12 protein-coding genes and 1 riboswitch are annotated in these 15,967 nt (G+C 60.5%); of the genes, 7 read left to right on the plus strand and 5 right to left on the minus strand.

Annotated features, from left to right (window positions below; all coding sequences use genetic code 11):
- Nucleotides 1–359 precede the first annotated feature (359 nt).
- The 3 genes from ACTQXO_RS05820 (at nt 360) to ettA (ending at nt 3,196) form a co-directional block, all read left to right on the plus strand.
- Complete coding sequence (locus tag ACTQXO_RS05820; protein WP_154517353.1) at nt 360–638, plus strand: autorepressor SdpR family transcription factor; 279 nt, start codon at nt 360–362, stop codon at nt 636–638.
- The gene (locus tag ACTQXO_RS05825) at nt 631–1,332 is read left to right on the plus strand and encodes an SdpI family protein (protein WP_441031605.1); all 702 of its coding nucleotides are present in this window, start codon (nt 631–633) and stop codon (nt 1,330–1,332) included. Before ACTQXO_RS05820 ends, ACTQXO_RS05825 begins: the two co-directional genes overlap by 8 nt.
- A 184-nt stretch (nt 1,333–1,516) precedes the next feature.
- Entirely contained in the window at nt 1,517–3,196 is a 1,680-nt protein-coding gene (ettA, locus tag ACTQXO_RS05830; RefSeq protein ID WP_055251458.1) for an energy-dependent translational throttle protein EttA, read from the plus strand.
- Between the two features lie 215 nt (nt 3,197–3,411).
- Here the strand turns inward: ettA and ACTQXO_RS05835 are convergent, their stop codons facing one another.
- The gene (locus ACTQXO_RS05835) at nt 3,412–4,719 is read right to left on the minus strand and encodes a hypothetical protein (RefSeq protein WP_441031603.1); all 1,308 of its coding nucleotides are present in this window, start codon (nt 4,717–4,719) and stop codon (nt 3,412–3,414) included.
- A gap of 135 nt (nt 4,720–4,854) precedes the next feature.
- On the minus strand, nt 4,855–5,799 hold the full coding sequence (locus ACTQXO_RS05840) for a hypothetical protein (protein WP_441031601.1): 945 nt from the start codon (nt 5,797–5,799) through the stop codon (nt 4,855–4,857).
- A 203-nt stretch (nt 5,800–6,002) separates the two neighbouring features.
- Between ACTQXO_RS05840 and ACTQXO_RS05845 the strand changes: the two genes are divergently transcribed.
- From ACTQXO_RS05845 to ACTQXO_RS05860, 4 genes are all read left to right on the plus strand, one after another.
- Entirely contained in the window at nt 6,003–7,982 is a 1,980-nt protein-coding gene (locus ACTQXO_RS05845) for an NAD(+) synthase (RefSeq protein ID WP_441031599.1), read from the plus strand.
- Nucleotides 7,983–8,100: 118 nt separating this feature from the next.
- Entirely contained in the window at nt 8,101–9,264 is a 1,164-nt protein-coding gene (locus ACTQXO_RS05850) for a pyridoxal phosphate-dependent aminotransferase (RefSeq protein ID WP_427718501.1), read from the plus strand.
- A gap of 201 nt (nt 9,265–9,465) precedes the next feature.
- A complete protein-coding gene (locus tag ACTQXO_RS05855) occupies nt 9,466–10,416 on the plus strand; it encodes an L-lactate dehydrogenase (RefSeq protein WP_441031596.1) in 951 nt (316 codons plus the stop codon).
- A 173-nt stretch (nt 10,417–10,589) separates the two neighbouring features.
- Nucleotides 10,590–11,594 (plus strand): nucleoid-associated protein, encoded by a 1,005-nt coding sequence (locus ACTQXO_RS05860; RefSeq protein WP_441031594.1) that lies wholly within the window; start codon nt 10,590–10,592, stop codon nt 11,592–11,594.
- 247 nt (nt 11,595–11,841) lie between these two features.
- Here the strand turns inward: ACTQXO_RS05860 and dapD are convergent, their stop codons facing one another.
- The 3 genes from dapD to dapA are packed head-to-tail and all read right to left on the minus strand — an operon-like array spanning nt 11,842 to nt 15,643.
- On the minus strand, nt 11,842–12,561 hold the full coding sequence (gene dapD, locus ACTQXO_RS05865; protein ID WP_441038709.1) for a 2,3,4,5-tetrahydropyridine-2,6-dicarboxylate N-acetyltransferase: 720 nt from the start codon (nt 12,559–12,561) through the stop codon (nt 11,842–11,844).
- A gap of 39 nt (nt 12,562–12,600) precedes the next feature.
- A complete protein-coding gene (gene dapB / locus ACTQXO_RS05870) occupies nt 12,601–13,341 on the minus strand; it encodes a 4-hydroxy-tetrahydrodipicolinate reductase (RefSeq protein ID WP_441031590.1) in 741 nt (246 codons plus the stop codon).
- Nucleotides 13,334–15,643 (minus strand): 4-hydroxy-tetrahydrodipicolinate synthase, encoded by a 2,310-nt coding sequence (gene dapA / locus ACTQXO_RS05875; RefSeq protein ID WP_427718484.1) that lies wholly within the window; start codon nt 15,641–15,643, stop codon nt 13,334–13,336. Before dapA ends, dapB begins: the two co-directional genes overlap by 8 nt.
- A 65-nt stretch (nt 15,644–15,708) precedes the next feature.
- A riboswitch (Lysine riboswitch) is annotated at nt 15,709–15,877 on the minus strand.
- Between the last annotated feature and the right edge of the window lie 90 nt (nt 15,878–15,967).

Raw genomic sequence — 15,967 nt, forward strand, 5'->3', positions numbered from 1 at the left:
TCCGATCTCCCGGGGCCGGCCGATCCGGCCCTCAGGGTATCGGGTTCCCACATTCATCCGCACATGTACGGATGAATGTGGGAGGTGTTCGGATAAAGTTGATAATCAAGGGTATTATTGCGATTCCATTTGAGCCCTTGGAGCTTGTTGAAATGGGATCGGGATTCGCATAAGATTGAAGCAGATGGCGCCCGTTGCCGCGGGTTGGCCAACTCCGAAACACGTTTATGGCGTGAGAAGTGGCCGTCTTCGCATTACGCGGGGCGGCTATTTTTTTGAGTACAAGATTAGATAGTTAGACAAATATCTAAATATCGAGTATAGTGTGCGCGTCGAACGAAATACTGAGAGGAGGTCCTATGCCGGGAGAGGGTTTTAAAGCGCTGGCCGATCCTACGCGGCGGCGCATTTTGGAACTACTACGCGAGGGCGACCGCACGGCTGGGGAGCTTGCCGAGCATTTTGACATCAGCAAGCCGTCGTTGAGCCATCATTTGGCGACGCTCAAAAACGCCGGGTTGGTGACCGATGAACGTCATGGCCAAAACATCGTTTACAGCTTAAACACCACCGTCATGCAGGACTTGATCGGTTGGTTTATGGGCTTTACAAACACTGAAGGTGATAAGGATGAATAACGAAAACAAGGGCATTCACGCCACGGGGGTATCGCCACGCGTGTGGATCGCGCTGGTCGCTCTGTGCGTCGCCAATATCGTAGCGCACCTTATGGTGATGCCGAGCTTGCCTGCGCAGATTCCCACGCACTGGGGCGCGAACGGCGTTGACGGTTGGGGTCCCAGCTGGATGGCCTCCGCGCACGGCGTGCTGCCCCTGGTGCTTCTCGCAATGTTCTACGTGGTGCCGCGCATCGATCCCAAAGGTGAGGCATATCGAACCTCGGGCAAGTTCTATCAGGGCTTCGTAATCACCTTCACCTTGTTCATGTGCGCCATAAGCTGGCTGGGAGAGCTTACGGTCTGGGGCGTGGTGCCGGCGGTCGGTTCGGTCAACGTGCTGATTTCCGGTGCTGTCGGTTTGCTGTTCATTGGCGTAGGCAACTACTTGCCGCGTGTGAAGCAGAACTATACGCTCGGTATCAAGACGCCCTGGGCGCTTGCCGATCCCGAGAACTGGCGCCGTACGCAGCGCTTTGGCGGTGCGTGCTTTATGGTGCTGGGTGTTGGTCTGATTGTGATGGGCGTTGCGGGTAGCGTGCTTTCGAGTGAAGTTGTCGCCGCGGTGATTGCGGTGCTGGCGTTTGGTTCGGTCGGAGTCGTCTACGTCTACTCGTATCTGCTGTGGCGCAAATCGCAGCGAGCCGCTCGTTAAGGTTGCGGAAAACTAGCGTACGCAGTTCATAGTATGTTCCGGGGGACTTTTCCCAGGTAGTATTAGGGGGTATGGGCAACCGTGCCCCTTTTTCGTTACGTTTTAGAGCTGGTTTTCTCATCTCGTTTCCACTAAAGCGAAACAAGAATAGGGAAACAGCAGGTAGAAAGGATAAAACAGGCAAATGGCAGAGTTTATCTACCAGATGTATCAGGCTCGCAAAGCTCATGGCGACAAGGTGATCCTTGACGATGTGACCCTGAGCTTCTATCCCGGTGCCAAGATCGGCGTCGTGGGCCCTAACGGTATGGGCAAGTCGACCCTGCTCAAGATCATGGCCGGCATCGAGGAAGTCTCCAACGGCGATGCCAGACTTACCCCCGGCTACACCGTGGGTATCCTGCAGCAGGAGCCGCCGCTCGACGACGACAAGACCGTCATCGAGAACGTGCGCATGGCATTTGGCGACATGATCGCCAAGGTCGATCGCTTCAATAAGATCGGCGAGGAGATGTGCGACCCGGACTGCGACATGGATGCCCTCATGGCCGAGATGGGCAAGCTCCAGGACGAGATCGACGCCGCCGATGGCTGGGATATCGATTCCAAACTCGGCCAGGCTATGGATGCCCTGCAGCTGCCCGATTCCGACATGCCGGTCAACGTGCTTTCCGGCGGCGAGCGCCGTCGCGTGGCCCTGTGCAAGCTGCTGCTCGAAGCTCCCGACCTGCTGCTGCTCGATGAGCCCACCAACCACCTGGACGCCGAGTCGATCCTGTGGCTCGAGCACTTCCTGCACAACTACCAGGGCGCGGTGCTAGCCGTCACACACGATCGCTACTTCCTGGATAACGTTGCCGAGTGGATCTGCGAGGTCGACCGCGGCCACCTTTATCCCTACAAGGGCAACTACTCCACGTATCTGGAGACCAAGGCCGCGCGTATCGAGGCTCAGGGCAACCGCGACGCCAAGCTCGCCAAGCGCATGGAGGCCGAGCTCGAGTGGGTGCGCTCCAGCCCCAAGGCCCGTCAGGCCAAGAACAAGGCCCGTCTGGCTCGTTATGAGGAGATGGAGGCCGAGGCCCGCGCAAGCCAGAAGCTCGACTGGACCGACATCCGCATCCCTGTGGGCCCGCGTTTGGGCAACAAGGTGCTCGAGGCCCATCACCTGCACAAGGAGTTCGACGGTCGCGTGCTCATCGACGACCTATCGTTCACCCTGCCGCGCAACGGCATCGTGGGCGTCATCGGCCCCAACGGTGTGGGCAAGACCACGCTGTTCAAGACCATCGTGGGCCTGGAGCCGCTGACTTCGGGCGAGCTCGAGGTGGGCGAGACCGTCAAGATCTCCTATGTCGATCAGAACCGTTCTGGCATCGACCCCGATAAGAACCTGTGGGAGGTCGTCTCGGATGGCCTGGACCACATGATGGTCGGCGAGACCGAGGTCCCCAGCCGCGCGTACGTGGCGAGCTTTGGCTTTAAGGGCCAGGACCAGCAGAAGCGCGCTGGCGTACTATCCGGTGGCGAGCGCAACCGTCTGAACCTGGCGCTCACGCTCAAGCAGGGCGGCAACCTGCTGCTCCTCGACGAGCCCACGAACGACCTCGACGTCGAGACGCTGTCCTCGCTCGAAGCGGCGCTGCTCGAGTTCCCGGGCTGCTCGGTGGTCATTAGCCACGACCGTATGTTTCTGGACCGCGTCGCCACGCACATTCTGGCGTGGGAGGGCACCGACGAGAATCCGGGCAACTGGTATTGGTTTGAGGGCAACTTTGAGGCCTATCAGGCCAACCGCATCGAGCGCCTGGGCGAGGACGCAGCCCAGCCGCATCGTATTCACCGCAAGCTGACGCGTGACTAATTTGTTACGCGGTTTTACCAAACCGCGTAACTGCTCGACGCTGCGCGGGCCGCAAGCACCCCATCTTGCCGTTCAAACCGTCGCTCGCGTACCGAAGTACGCGTCGCTCCTCTTTCACGGCAACCTGGGGCACTTGCGGCCCGCTCGCTGTTGGTTACGCAACATCAACAAATAAAAACGGCTCAAATCCTGATTTGGATTTGAGCCGTTTGTCGTTACTGCTCGGGTTCTTCGACTTTATCGATGGTCCAGGTGGCTCCGAGGCCGCCGGTGGTGTTGCGGCGGATGCGCACGGTGACTTCGTGGCGCTCGCCGGCCTGCGTGTAGCGCAGGGGGAAGCTTGCGCGGTTTCGCGCGGCCTCGATGGTACCGCGCTCGCGGGCGATCCAGTAGTACTCGCCGACGATGCCGAGCGTGTCGGCGCCGTAGGGGAGATAGGTCGACAGCTGGTGCAGAAGCGGGCCGGGGCAGAAGACCTCGGTTGCGAAATCGACGGGGAAGTCCTTGGGGATGGTGGGTGCTGCAGGTGCGGGGGTTGGGGCCGCTGCGGGTGCCGAAGCCGGTGCAGGTGCGGGAATTTGCTCGCAAGCAGAGGTGGGCACGGACTCGATGACGGGTGCGGGCTCCGGCGTCGCTTCCGGCTCGATCGTGGAATCTGCGGGCTCCACAGTGACGGGCGCGTCTGCAGCTGCGGTTCCAACCTCAACCTGAGTCGCGTTCTCGTTCTCGACGCTCGACTTTGCCTCGATGGGCGTGGATGCCATGGTGGTGATGCCGGCGTTGGCGTTCTCGGGGTCATAGACGACCGTGAGCGAGATGGCGGGCTGCGGCGTCTCGGGCTCTGGCGTCGACTCGGTAGCGTCTTGATCGTCGGGCTCGTCGGACTGATCGTCCTCGGCCTCGTCGCCAAAAACATCGCTGTTTTGGAACGCAGGCGTCTCGGGTTGGTTGGCGGCTTCTTCGGTTGTCGACTTGGGAGCCTCCTCGAGCTCCGCAGTGGCTTCCTGCTCTGATATGACTTCGGGATCGGTCGTGGCGGCGATTTCGGTTTCGGCTTCTGCCGTTACCTCAATAGCGACTTCGATCTCTGTCTCGGGCTCGGGTTCCGGTACGGCTTCAACCATGGCTTCTGGCTCGGGACGCTTAACATGCTTGGGGCGCACGGCCTTGAGGTCCTTCTCGCCGCGCTTTTTCTTCTTGTAGGACTGCTTGGCTCCCTTGGCAGCCTTGGGCTTGTCCTCGCCTTTGGCAAGGGCGGCATCCCATGCCTCGTTGGCGATGACGGTGGCATACAGACGGCCGCCCTTAAAGACGGTCAGCTTAATGCAGTCGTCGAGCTCCTCGAGCAGCTCGCGCGTGGACTCGAAGCCCAGGTCATAAGCGGTCATGTCACCAGCGGCGAGCGCCTCCTCGACCTGCGTCATAAACGTTTGCTTGCCGCACCCAATCGCATCGCGCAGCAGGCGATACAGATAGATGTGGTTGCCCAGCGATAGTGTGGGCTTAACTATTGTCTTGCTCATGGCAAATCTCCTCTATACACACCAAAGCATCTTACCATCGCACGTGGTTTGGCATTGCGGCACCTGAGACAAACGGGCGCGAATCGCTGCCGATTCGCGCCCGTTGTCTAGGTTGCCTATCTGGGGATACAGCTCCTAGTTGCCCGATGCCGTACCCTGGTTTGAGCTGTCAGATGCCGTACCAGATGCGGTGCCGCTCGAGCTGCTATTGTTGCCGCTGTCGGTTGTGTCCGTTCCCGACATGTTGCCGCTCGTCTGGTCGCTCGTGCTCGGTTGAGAGCCGTCGGTCGTTTGGCTTGAGTCAGTCGTGCCGGATTGCGTACCGCTGTTGTTCACAGAGGAATCGGCGCTCTGCGATTGATCGGGGGTGTTCGAGGACGAGTCGGTGGATGCGGAGGTGTCCTGCGAGTCATCCTGCTGGCTTTGCGATTGATCTGAGCTATCCGCATCGTGCTCGGTTGTGCGCGACGAAAGGATTGACTCGGGACGCTCGCCCAGACCCTCACCGGCGGTGGTGATAAGGATGGCGCCAGCGCAGGCGATGACCGCGACGATGGCGATGGCGATCGAGAAGACGATGACCTTCTTTTGCGTCTGGCTGCGCTCTGCCGCCGCCTTGGCACGCAGGCTGTTGGGGGCGACGCGCGCCGTGGTCGCGCGCCCCGCAACCTGGCGCATCTCCTGCGTAGTCGCGGCGCCGCCCAGGTGCTCCTCGGCATTAAGGTCAACGGGCTCATAGGCGCCGGCAGGGTAGTCGACGGCGGCGTGCGTGCCTTTGAGGGCGTTGGCGCTGGCAGAGATAAAGTGGCGGTAGACCTGCGAGGACACAACGGTGATGACCGAGCTCACGGCGGCACCGATCACCGATCCGGCGATGCCGATCTTGGAAGCAAGTGCGACGCTCGTGGCGGCAGCTGCGGCGCCGGCGATGATTTGGGGAATGGAAATGTCGTCGAACAGGCCCTTTTTGGGCGCGATGGCCATGGTCTGTCCGATGGAATGGTTTTCGTGAACGCCGTTGTTGAGCGATGCCGGCGTCATGACGCGCGTGCGCGGCGCGTCGGTGTACTTGGTTGTCATACGGGGCCCTCCCGGTGTAAATCTGCTTCGTTTCGTGTAGCCATCAGGGTACCCACCAGATGTGAATCGTACGTGACATTTAACAGATACCATCAACTCATCAATAGCTCACCAAATTGGTGGGATGCGGTTACACCCGGCGGTTGAACTACAATAGGGCTTGCTAATTGTTGTGAATGGCGTCTACGCACGGGAGCATTCTTATGAATCTTCACCTTTCTCAGTCTGATGGCTTTTTGCGTGTGGCGGCGGCCTCGCCGCGGATTCGCGTGGCCGATGTCGAGGGCAATGCCGAGGTTGCGCTGGCGGCTGTTCGCGAGGCGGTCGAGCGCGGTGTCCGTGCTCTGGTGCTGCCCGAGCTTAATCTGACTGGCTATACCGCGGCTGATCTGTTCCATAACCGCACATTACTGCATACCTGCGAGACTGCACTGGCACATATTCTCGATGAAACCCGCGAGCTGCCGATTGTCTTTACCATCGGTCTTCCCGTTGCGGTGGCCGAGAATATCTACAACTGTGCCGCCGTGTGCTGCGCGGGCGAGCTTTTGGGCCTCACGGCCAAGAAGTATCTGCCCAACTATGGCGAGTTCTATGAGCGCCGTTGGTTTGCTCCGGCGCCCGCCGATCCCGTGTGGGTTGAGTTTGCCGGTCAGGGTCCGGTTCCGCTGGGTTCGGGGCTTGTCTACCGCTGCTGTGATGGGGACGCCGAGGATATGGTGCTGGGCGTTGAGGTCTGCGAGGATCTGTGGGTGCCGGCGCCCCCTTCGACCGAGATGGCGCTTGCCGGTGCGACAGTGATCCTCAATCCGTCGGCCTCGGACGAGATTATCGGTAAGGCAGACTATCGCCGCAGCCTTATCTCTAACCAAAGCGCGCGCCTGTACTGCGCCTATGCCTACGCGGACGCGAGCGAGGGCGAGTCCACGACCGACATGGTCTTTGCAGGGGAGAACCTCGTCTACGAAAACGGTTCGAAGCTCGCCGCCACGAAGCTCCTCACCTGCGATATGGCGGTGGCCGACGTTGACCTCGACCGTCTGGTTGCCGAGCGCCGTCGTTCGACCACGTGGACGCGCGCGGATGATGCGCCGGAGGCCACGATTGTTGAGTTTTCGTTTGAGGGCATGCTGGCCGAAGAACCTGTCCTGCGTGATGCGCTTGACATCGACCGTGTCTTCCCCCGCGCGCCCTTTGTGCCGGCCGACCATGGTGACCTGGCCGGGCGCTGCGAGACGATCCTCAATCTGCAGACTGCCGGCCTCAAGACTCGCCTTGCCCATACGGGTACCAAGGCTGCAGTCATCGGTCTTTCGGGCGGCCTGGATTCCACGCTGGCACTGCTTGTGACCGTGCGTGCCTTCGATGCATTGGGGCTGCCGCGCACGGGTATCACGGCGGTTTCCATGCCCGGCTTTGGCACGACACATCGCACCAAGTCGAATGCCGAGTCGCTCGCTCGCGACCTGGGTGTGAGCTTCCGCGAGGTTTCGATCCACGCGGCTGTGGAGCAGCACTTCAAGGACATTGAGCACGACCCGGCAGTTCAGGACGTGACCTACGAGAATAGTCAGGCCCGCGAGCGTACGCAGATTCTGATGGATCTGGCCAACCAGGCTGGCGGTTTTGTTATCGGCACGGGCGACCTGTCAGAGCTGGCGCTCGGCTGGGCTACCTATAACGGCGACCACATGAGCATGTACGCCGTCAACGCGAGCGTGCCCAAGACGCTTGTGCGCCATCTGGTGCGTTATGCCGCTGATGTCTTTGGTGGGCGTATTGCCGAGGTCTTGCTCGATATCCTCGATACGCCGGTGTCCCCCGAGCTTCTGCCGCCCACGGGCGACGGTGAGATTGCGCAGAAGACCGAGGATTTGGTGGGCCCGTACGAGCTGCACGATTACTTCCTCTATTACCTGCTGCGTTTTGGCTTTGAGCCGGGCAAGATCTACCGTATGGCGCTCAAGAGCTTTGAGGGTGTCTATGACGCCAAGACCGTCCACACGTGGTTGCGTACGTTCTATCGTCGCTTCTTTGCCCAGCAGTTTAAGCGCAGCTGTCTGCCCGATGGTCCCAAGGTGGGCTCGGTGACGCTCAGCCCGCGCGGCGATTGGCGTATGCCGAGTGACGCCAGCTCGCGTCTGTGGCTTGCGCGGATCGACGCGCTCAATCCAATTGACTAAGGTTGGCTAAATTGAACCAATACGGGGGTTGCAAGCGTTACACTTTTGCAATCTGATGGCCCGTATCGCGCGGCGCTCTTGTCGGAGCGCCGTATTTTTTATATCGAAAGGTGGCACCATGCAGGCATCGCAGCGTCTCGACCGCTTTGGCGCGGAGGTCTTCGCCTCGCTCAACAACAAACTTCTTGCGCTGAAGGCTCAGGGCAAGACCATTTACAACATGAGCGTGGGCACGCCCGACTTTAAGCCGTACGACCACGTGGTCGACGCGCTCACGCAGGCCGCCCAAAATCCCGAGATGTGGAAGTATTCCCTGCGCGACCTGCCCGAGCTTAAGCAGGCCGTGTGCGATTACTATGAGCGTCGCTTTGGCGTTTCGGGCATTACGCCGTCCATGGTGCAGTCGTGCAACGGCACGCAGGAGGGCGTGGGTCATTTGGGCCTGGCCCTGCTCGATCCGGGTGACACCATTCTGGTTCCCGATCCGTGCTATCCGGTCTTTGAGGCGGGCGCGAAGATCGCCGATGCCAAGCTCGAGTACTATCCGCTGGTGGCGGAGCACAATTACCTGCCCTATGTGGCGGGCATCGATCCCGAGGTGGCCGATCGTGCCAAGTACATGATCGTGTCGTTGCCCGCCAACCCGGTGGGCTCGGTGGGCACGCCCGAGGTCTACGAGGAGATCATCGCCTTCGCCCGCGAGCACGACCTGCTGATCGTCCATGACAACGCGTACTCCGACATCGTGTTTGACGGCGAGCCCGGCGGCAGTTTCTTGCAGTATCCCGGCGCGCTCGAGGTGGGCGTGGAATTCTTCTCGCTTTCCAAGTCGTTTAACGTCACCGGTGCGCGCATCGGCTTTTTGGTCGGCCGTGAGGATGTGGTCTCTGCCTTTGCCAAGCTGCGCAGCCAGATCGACTTTGGCATGTTCTTCCCGATTCAGAAGGCCGCCATCGCCTGCCTCAATGGTCCGCGCGATGAGGTCGAGGCGCAACGTCTGAAGTACCAGGAGCGCCGCGATGCCCTGTGCGACGGTCTTGAGGACCTGGGCTGGGAGCGTCCCAACGCGCATGGCTCTATGTTTGTGTGGGCCAAGCTTCCCGGTGGCCGCACCGATTCCATGGCGTTTTGCGAGGAGCTTATGGAGAAGGCCGGCGTTGTGGTGACGCCGGGCGCGAGCTTTGGCCCTTCGGGCGAGGGGCACGTGCGCATGGCGCTGGTCCTGCCGCCCGATCAGATCGCTTTGGCTGTCGAGGCCATCCGCGAGGCGGGCCTGTATTAGAAGACTATTTGGGCTCGTCAATAGCTCGAAACCGATTTCGTGCAGTTATTTTACGAATCCTGCAAACAATTTCGGTAAACGGTCGATTTTTGGCTGCGTATAGGAGCATAATCAAAGTCCCGATTGGATGCATTGGGATTACGTCAAGCCGCTCGGGTCGTTCCCGGGCGGCTTGTTTGTGGAGAGAGATGGGAGTTTCTAATGGTTAACGAGAAGAAGGTCGCTATTGTCGGCTGCGGTTTCGTCGGTTCGTCTTCGGCGTTCGCGCTGATGCAGAGTGGTCTGTTCTCCGAGATGGTTCTCATCGACGTGGACAAGAACCGCGCCGAGGGCGAGGCCCTGGATATTGCGCACGGCATGACGTTTGCCGAGCCGATGAAGATCTACGCCGGCGATTATTCTGATGTCGCCGACGCCGCCATGATCGTCGTCACCGCTGGCGCTGCTCAGAAGCCCGGTGAGACCCGCCTGGACCTGGTCAACAAGAACGTCAGCATCTTTAAGTCCATTATTCCCGAGATTAAGAAGTCTGGCTTCGACGGCATTCTGCTCATCGTCTCCAACCCGGTCGACGTTCTGACCTACGCCGCCATCAAGATGTCCGGTCTGCCCGAGGGCCATGTCATCGGCTCCGGCACCGTGCTCGACACCGGCCGTCTACAGCAGATGCTCGGCGCTCACGTCGAGGTTGACCCGCGCGACGTTCAGGCCTACGTCATGGGCGAGCATGGTGACTCCGAGTTTGTCGCCTGGTCCAGCGCTCAGGTTGCCGGCGTGCCGCTGAACACCTTCTGCGAGCTTCACGGCCATCTGGAGCATGAGTCTGCCGAGAAGCGCATTGCCGAGGACGTCAAGAACTCTGCCTACACCATCATCGAGAAGAAGCACGCCACCTACTACGGTGTCGCTATGGCAGTAAAGCGCATCTGCACTGCCGTCATGCGTGACGAGCAGACTGTTCTGCCCGTCTCCTCGCTTATGGTGGGCGAGTACGGCCTGTCCGATCTGGCCATCTCCATGCCGACGGTCGTTGGTCGCGACGGCGTTGTCTGCCGCGTTCCCGTGCCGCTGAACGATGACGAGCAGCATGAGCTCACCGCCTCCGCAAAGGCCCTCAAGGACATCATCGACAGCGTCGACTTTTCCTGCTAAATCAAGCTCGCTAGAGCGAAAAGCTACAATGAAGGCGTCCGGGCCCACACGGCCCGGGCGCCTTTTTGATGCAAAGGGGACAGGTTTGTTTGCACCAATCTTCGATGCGCCTGGGGTGGACTCGACCGCTATACTGGTTCGTGCCAAAAGCGATCTAGAACGGAATGCCGTATATGAAAATCAATCACGCGATTCTGCATATCCTGGACTTTGACTCTGCCGTCAATGTCATGAGCCAGCGCGAGCTGGATATCGAAAGCCGTACCGTGCGCAGCTTTGTGACCACGCATCTGCGCCGCGCACGTACCTCGGCCGACAATAAGCGCGCCACGTTTGCGGAGAACTCTGCGTTTGGCGGCGAGCTCAAGGGCTATTTCTTTGGTGAGCGTGAGTTCGTGGACTTGTCTCAGCAGATTGCGGAGTTCATCTCTTCCGAACTCACCAAGGCCGAGAAAGCCGAGTCCACTGACGTGCTTGTGGCGGACTTTGACGATGATGAAGATGCCCGCTGGTTTGCCGTGATGCTGCTGGGCTCCAAGCAGGCATACATGCACGAAGTGGGTCGCGAAGAGGGCGAGGTTCGTAACGACATCGCGCGCCACTACGCCATTTTGCCAAACCCCTCGCAAAAGGTGCCGAGCTATGCCATCGTGCGTGCAAGCACCATGGAGATCGGCTACGTGGATAAGAAGCGCAAGATTGCCGGCGAGGACCGCATGCTCATTCCCGACGGCCTGCTGCAGTGCGACACGGGGGTTTCGGGTAAGGAGGTCATCGACACGGTGACGCGCGTGGTCGAGGAGGTCGCCGAGGAGCACGGCGCCAACACGGCCGTAGCGCTCGCCAAGGTTAAAGCCGCCGTTGCCGAGAAGGTTGAAGACGACGAGGAGCTGCCGCCTTGGGATATCGTCGATGAGGTCTTTGAGGACGAGCCGGTCATCAAGGAGAGCGTGCGTGCGGCGCTGACCGAGGAGAAGGTGCCCGAGCGCGTGCCCGTGGAGCGCAAGCAAGTCGAGCGCGCGGCCGTACGCAATCACAAGATTCGTACCGACACGGGCATCGAGATCAGCTTCCCGGCCGAGATGGGTTCGAACTCCGAGTACATCGAGTTTGTCAACGAGCCCAACGGCCTCATCTCCATCGAGCTCAAAAACATCGGCAGCATCGAGAACCGATAAGTTGCGTTGCGCCTACAGCGGGAAAGCAAAGGCCGAAGCCCTGGATGGGGTTTCGGCCTTTTTACTTGGGGCTTAATCACGTTGCAGGTTGAGCATAAGTCAGCGAAAACGACCCAGAGCGAGCAAGGTGACGTGAAAGAGGAGGGCATTGACCTTCTGGTCATGCCCGACGATTGAACGTCAGATTGCCGCTCTGGGTCGTTTGGAGCGTCGAGCCGTTACGCGGTTTGGTAAAACCGCGTAACTATTAGAGCTGGCGCAGGCCTTCCTCGAGACCGGTCTTGCTGTCGGTCTTCTCGTCGCGCATCTTGATAACGCGGGCAGGGACACCGGCGACCACGGCGCCGGCGGGGACGTCCTCGACGCACACGGCGCCGGCGGCAACGACAGCACCCTTGCCCACGCGCACGCCTTCCAGGACCACAGCATTGGCGCCGATCATAACGTCGTCCTCGATGATGACGGGGGTGGCGCTGGCAGGCTCCACGACGCCTGCCAGCACGGTGCCGGCGCCGATGTGGCAGTTCTTGCCCACGGTGGCGCGACCGCCCAGCACGGCGCCCATATCGATCATGGAGCCTTCGCCAATGACGGAGCCGATGTTGATGATGGCGCCCATCATGATGACGGCACGGTCGCCGATCTCGACGCGGTCGCGGATGATTGCGCCCGGCTCGATGCGGGCGTTGATGCCCTTGAGGTCGAGCATGGGCACGGCGGAGTTGCGGCAGTCGTTCTCCACGTCGTAGTAATCGATGGAATCGACGTTGGCGTCGAGGATTGCCTTGAGCTCATCCCAGTCACCAAAGACGGTCTTGCCACGGCGGCCGCCGTAGACATGCGCATTGCCCCACTGGACCTTCTTGCCCGGCTTTTCGCGCACGTACAGCTTGACGGGCGTCTTCTTGGGCGCGGTGGCGATATAGTTGATAATCTCCTGTGCATCCATTTCGGCTGCGTTGCTCATTTGCGGTCTCTCCTTTGGGTGGATCCGGTTGATACCTGGTTAGGCAAACATGACCTGGTCGAACGTATAGAAGCCGGGCTCGCGGGTGACGAGCTTCTGCGCGGCTGCCAAGGCGCCGTTGACAAAGATCTGACGACTCGTGGCGCGATGCGTGAGCGTGACCTCCTCGTCCTGGCCAAAGAAACTCACTTCGTGCACGCCGGCGACAGTGCCACCGCGCAGCGAGTGCACGCCGATCTCCTTGGGGTCGCGCGCTCCGCACATGCCCTCGCGGCCATAGACGGGGTGGTAGCCTGCCTCGGGCTCGGCTTCGACGACGGCGTCGAGCAGCAACTTGGCAGTGCCGCTGGGGGCGTCGACCTTTTGGTTGTGGTGCGTCTCGACGATTTCGCAGTCAAAGACGGGCAGCTCTCGCGTGGCCTGTGCCACCAGATGACGCAGGGCTGCGATACCGATGGAGTAATTGCCGGAGTGCATGACGCAGGCGCTCTGACCCAGCTCGCGCAGGCGATCCATCTGCTCGGGCGTATAGCCTGTGGTGCCCGAGACCAACGCCGCGCCCGTGCGCTCGACATAGGCGACGACGGCGTCGAAGGTCGCAACGTTCGAGAAGTCGATGATGACGTCGGCTGCCGGAGCGTTCTCGAGCTCGGACAAGTCGAAGCCGATCTGGGCGACGATGTCAAAAACGGGCTCTCCGTCAGCGTCGACAATACCCTCGGCGGTAGTGCGGATGAGCGAGCCCATGCGGCCCGTTCCCATAATGACGGTCTTAATCAAGTAGACCAGCTCCCTTCAGAGCATCGGTAAGTGCGGAGCGCGTATCGTCTGCCATGGGGCACAGCGGCATGCGGTAGTTTGCCTCGATCATACCCATCTGGGCGAGCGCTTCCTTGACGGGGATGGGGTTGACCTCGCTAAAGAGGGCATTGATGAGCGGCTGGCCGGCAATCTGGATATCGCGGGCACGTGCCACGTCACCGTCCAGATAGGCGCGGCACATGTCATGTACGAGCTGCGGCTGCACGTCGGCCCACACGCTGATGGTGCCCGAAGCACCCAGACTCATGAGCGGCACGGTGAGCGCGTCCTCGCCCGAGTACATGCGGAAGTCGTCGGACAGCAGGTGGGCGATCTTGGCAGCGTAGGCGACGTTGCCCGAGGCTTCCTTAATACCCATGATGTTGGGGTGCGCGGCCAAGCGCTCCACGTTGCGCTCGCTGATGCCGCAGCCACAACGGCCGGGGATGTTGTACAGGATGCAGGGGATGTCTACGGCATCGGCGACGGTCTTAAAGTGCTGGTAGATACCCTCTTCGTTGGATTTGTTGTAGTAGGGGGTAATGAGCAGTAGACCGTCGGCTCCCAAGCCCTGGTAAGTGAGCGACTTGGTGAGCATGGTCTGCGTGGAGTTGGAGCCCGAGCCGGCGATGACGGGGACGCGTCCTGCAACTTGCTTGACCACCGCGGCGACAACGGAGTTGTCCTCGTCGTCGGTCATCGTGGCACTCTCGCCGGTGGTGCCCAGGGCGAGGATGGCATCGGTGCCATTTTGCAGGTGGAAATCGATAAGGCGCTCGAGCGCATCAAAGTCGACACTGCCGTCCTTTTTAAACGGCGTAACCAGGGCGACGATTGAGCCCTCGAGATTGCGGATGTCCATGTTCTTCTCCTTCGCTTCGGCGATCTGGATGCGCTTGTTCCATTGGGCGGCGACTGCCAGGCGCTCGTCTTGGGCGCGGCGGCGGGCACTTTCGGCGCGCGACTTGGCCAACAGTTCTCGGCCGCACGGCAGCACGTCGAGCGTGGCAAAGTAATCGCCCGGGCGCTCGGCGCGGCGGATGAGGTCGGCCGCGCCATCGGGGCGCAGCAGGACCTCGGCGGAGCGCAGCCGTCCGTTGTAGTTGTAGCCCATGGAGTAGCCATGCGCACCGGTATCGTGGATTACAAGCAGGTCGCCCATGTCGATATGCGGTAGCTCGCGATCGATGGCGAACTTGTCGTTGTTCTCGCACAGATTGCCCGTGATGTCATAGGTGTTCGTGACGGGCGCTGTGCCCTTGTCGGCGCCGCCCGGCTGACCCATCACCGTAATGTGGTGGTAGGCACCATACATGGCGGGGCGGATCAAATCGACGGCGCTTGCATCGACACCGATATAGTCCTTGTAGATCTGCTTCTCGTGGATGGCCTTGGTGACCAGGCAGCCGTAGGGGCCCATCATAAAGCGGCCCATCTCGGTGTAGATTGCCACATCGCCCATGCCTGCGGGGACCAGGATCTCGTCGTATGCCGCGTGCACTCCCTCGCCGATGGCGTGAATGTCGTTGGCCTGCTGCTCGGGCAGGTAGGGGATGCCGACGCCGCCGGATAGATTGATGAAGGCGACGTGTGCGCCGGTCTCGCGCTCCAGGCGCACGGCAAGCTCAAAGAGGATGCGCGCGAGCTTGGGGTAGTAGTCGTTGGTGACGGTGTTGCTGGCAAGGAAGGCGTGGATACCAAAGTCCTCGGCACCCTTGGTCTTGAGCATACGGAAGGCCTCGAAGAGTTGCTCGGTGGTCATGCCGTATTTGGAGTCGCCGGGGTTGTCCATGATGCCGTTGGAGAGCTGGAACAGGCCGCCCGGATTAAAGCGGCAGCTGACCGTCTTGGGGATGGGCCCCGCAACACGCTCAAAGAACTCGATGTGGCTGATGTCGTCAAAGTTGACGATGGCACCCAGCTTGTCGGCGAGCTCAAAGTCCGCAGCCGGCGTGTCGTTGGACGAGAACATGATGTCGTGTCCCGTGATACCCAGCGAGCGGGCGATCATGAGCTCGGTATAGCTCGAGCAATCGCAGCCGCAGCCGTATTCGTTGAGAATGGAGATGAGTGCCGGGTTGGGGTTGGCCTTGACGGCAAAGTATTCCTTAAAGCCCGGGTTCCACGCAAAGGCGTCGCGCACCTCTTGCATGTTGCGGCGGATGCCCGCCTCGTCGTATAGATGAAACGGCGTGGGGAACTGCTCGACGATATGCTCGAGCGTCTCCTTGTCCACAAACGGCTGCTTGGCCGCATATGCCTCGTTGGGGGTCAATGCCATGTCCCGTAAACCTCGCTATCCAGACGGCGCCATCTGCGCATCGAATCCGCATAGCGTGGACCCAATGTCCGGATAGCGCTCCCGCATTGCTGCAGACAGTCCTGTGGGTGTTTCCCACAGGCCCACCAGGTTGTTCGTGCCCGAAAAACCCAGTTCGGCGGGTTTCGCCTCCCCGCGGGGTCAAAGCCTGCCGGCTCACCCGCGGCTCTTCGTGCCCGCGCCTCTATCAAGTGGTAAAGACCCTATCACGTTGCACTTTACCAAACAAGAGTATTCGTATATAACGTTTAAAAAATGCAGGGATATGCTGGAAACATGTGCGCC

Origin of the sequence: Collinsella sp. LCP19S3_D5 (genome assembly GCF_052121415.1) — a bacterium.
In the GTDB taxonomy this organism is placed as follows: Bacteria; Actinomycetota; Coriobacteriia; order Coriobacteriales; family Coriobacteriaceae; genus Collinsella.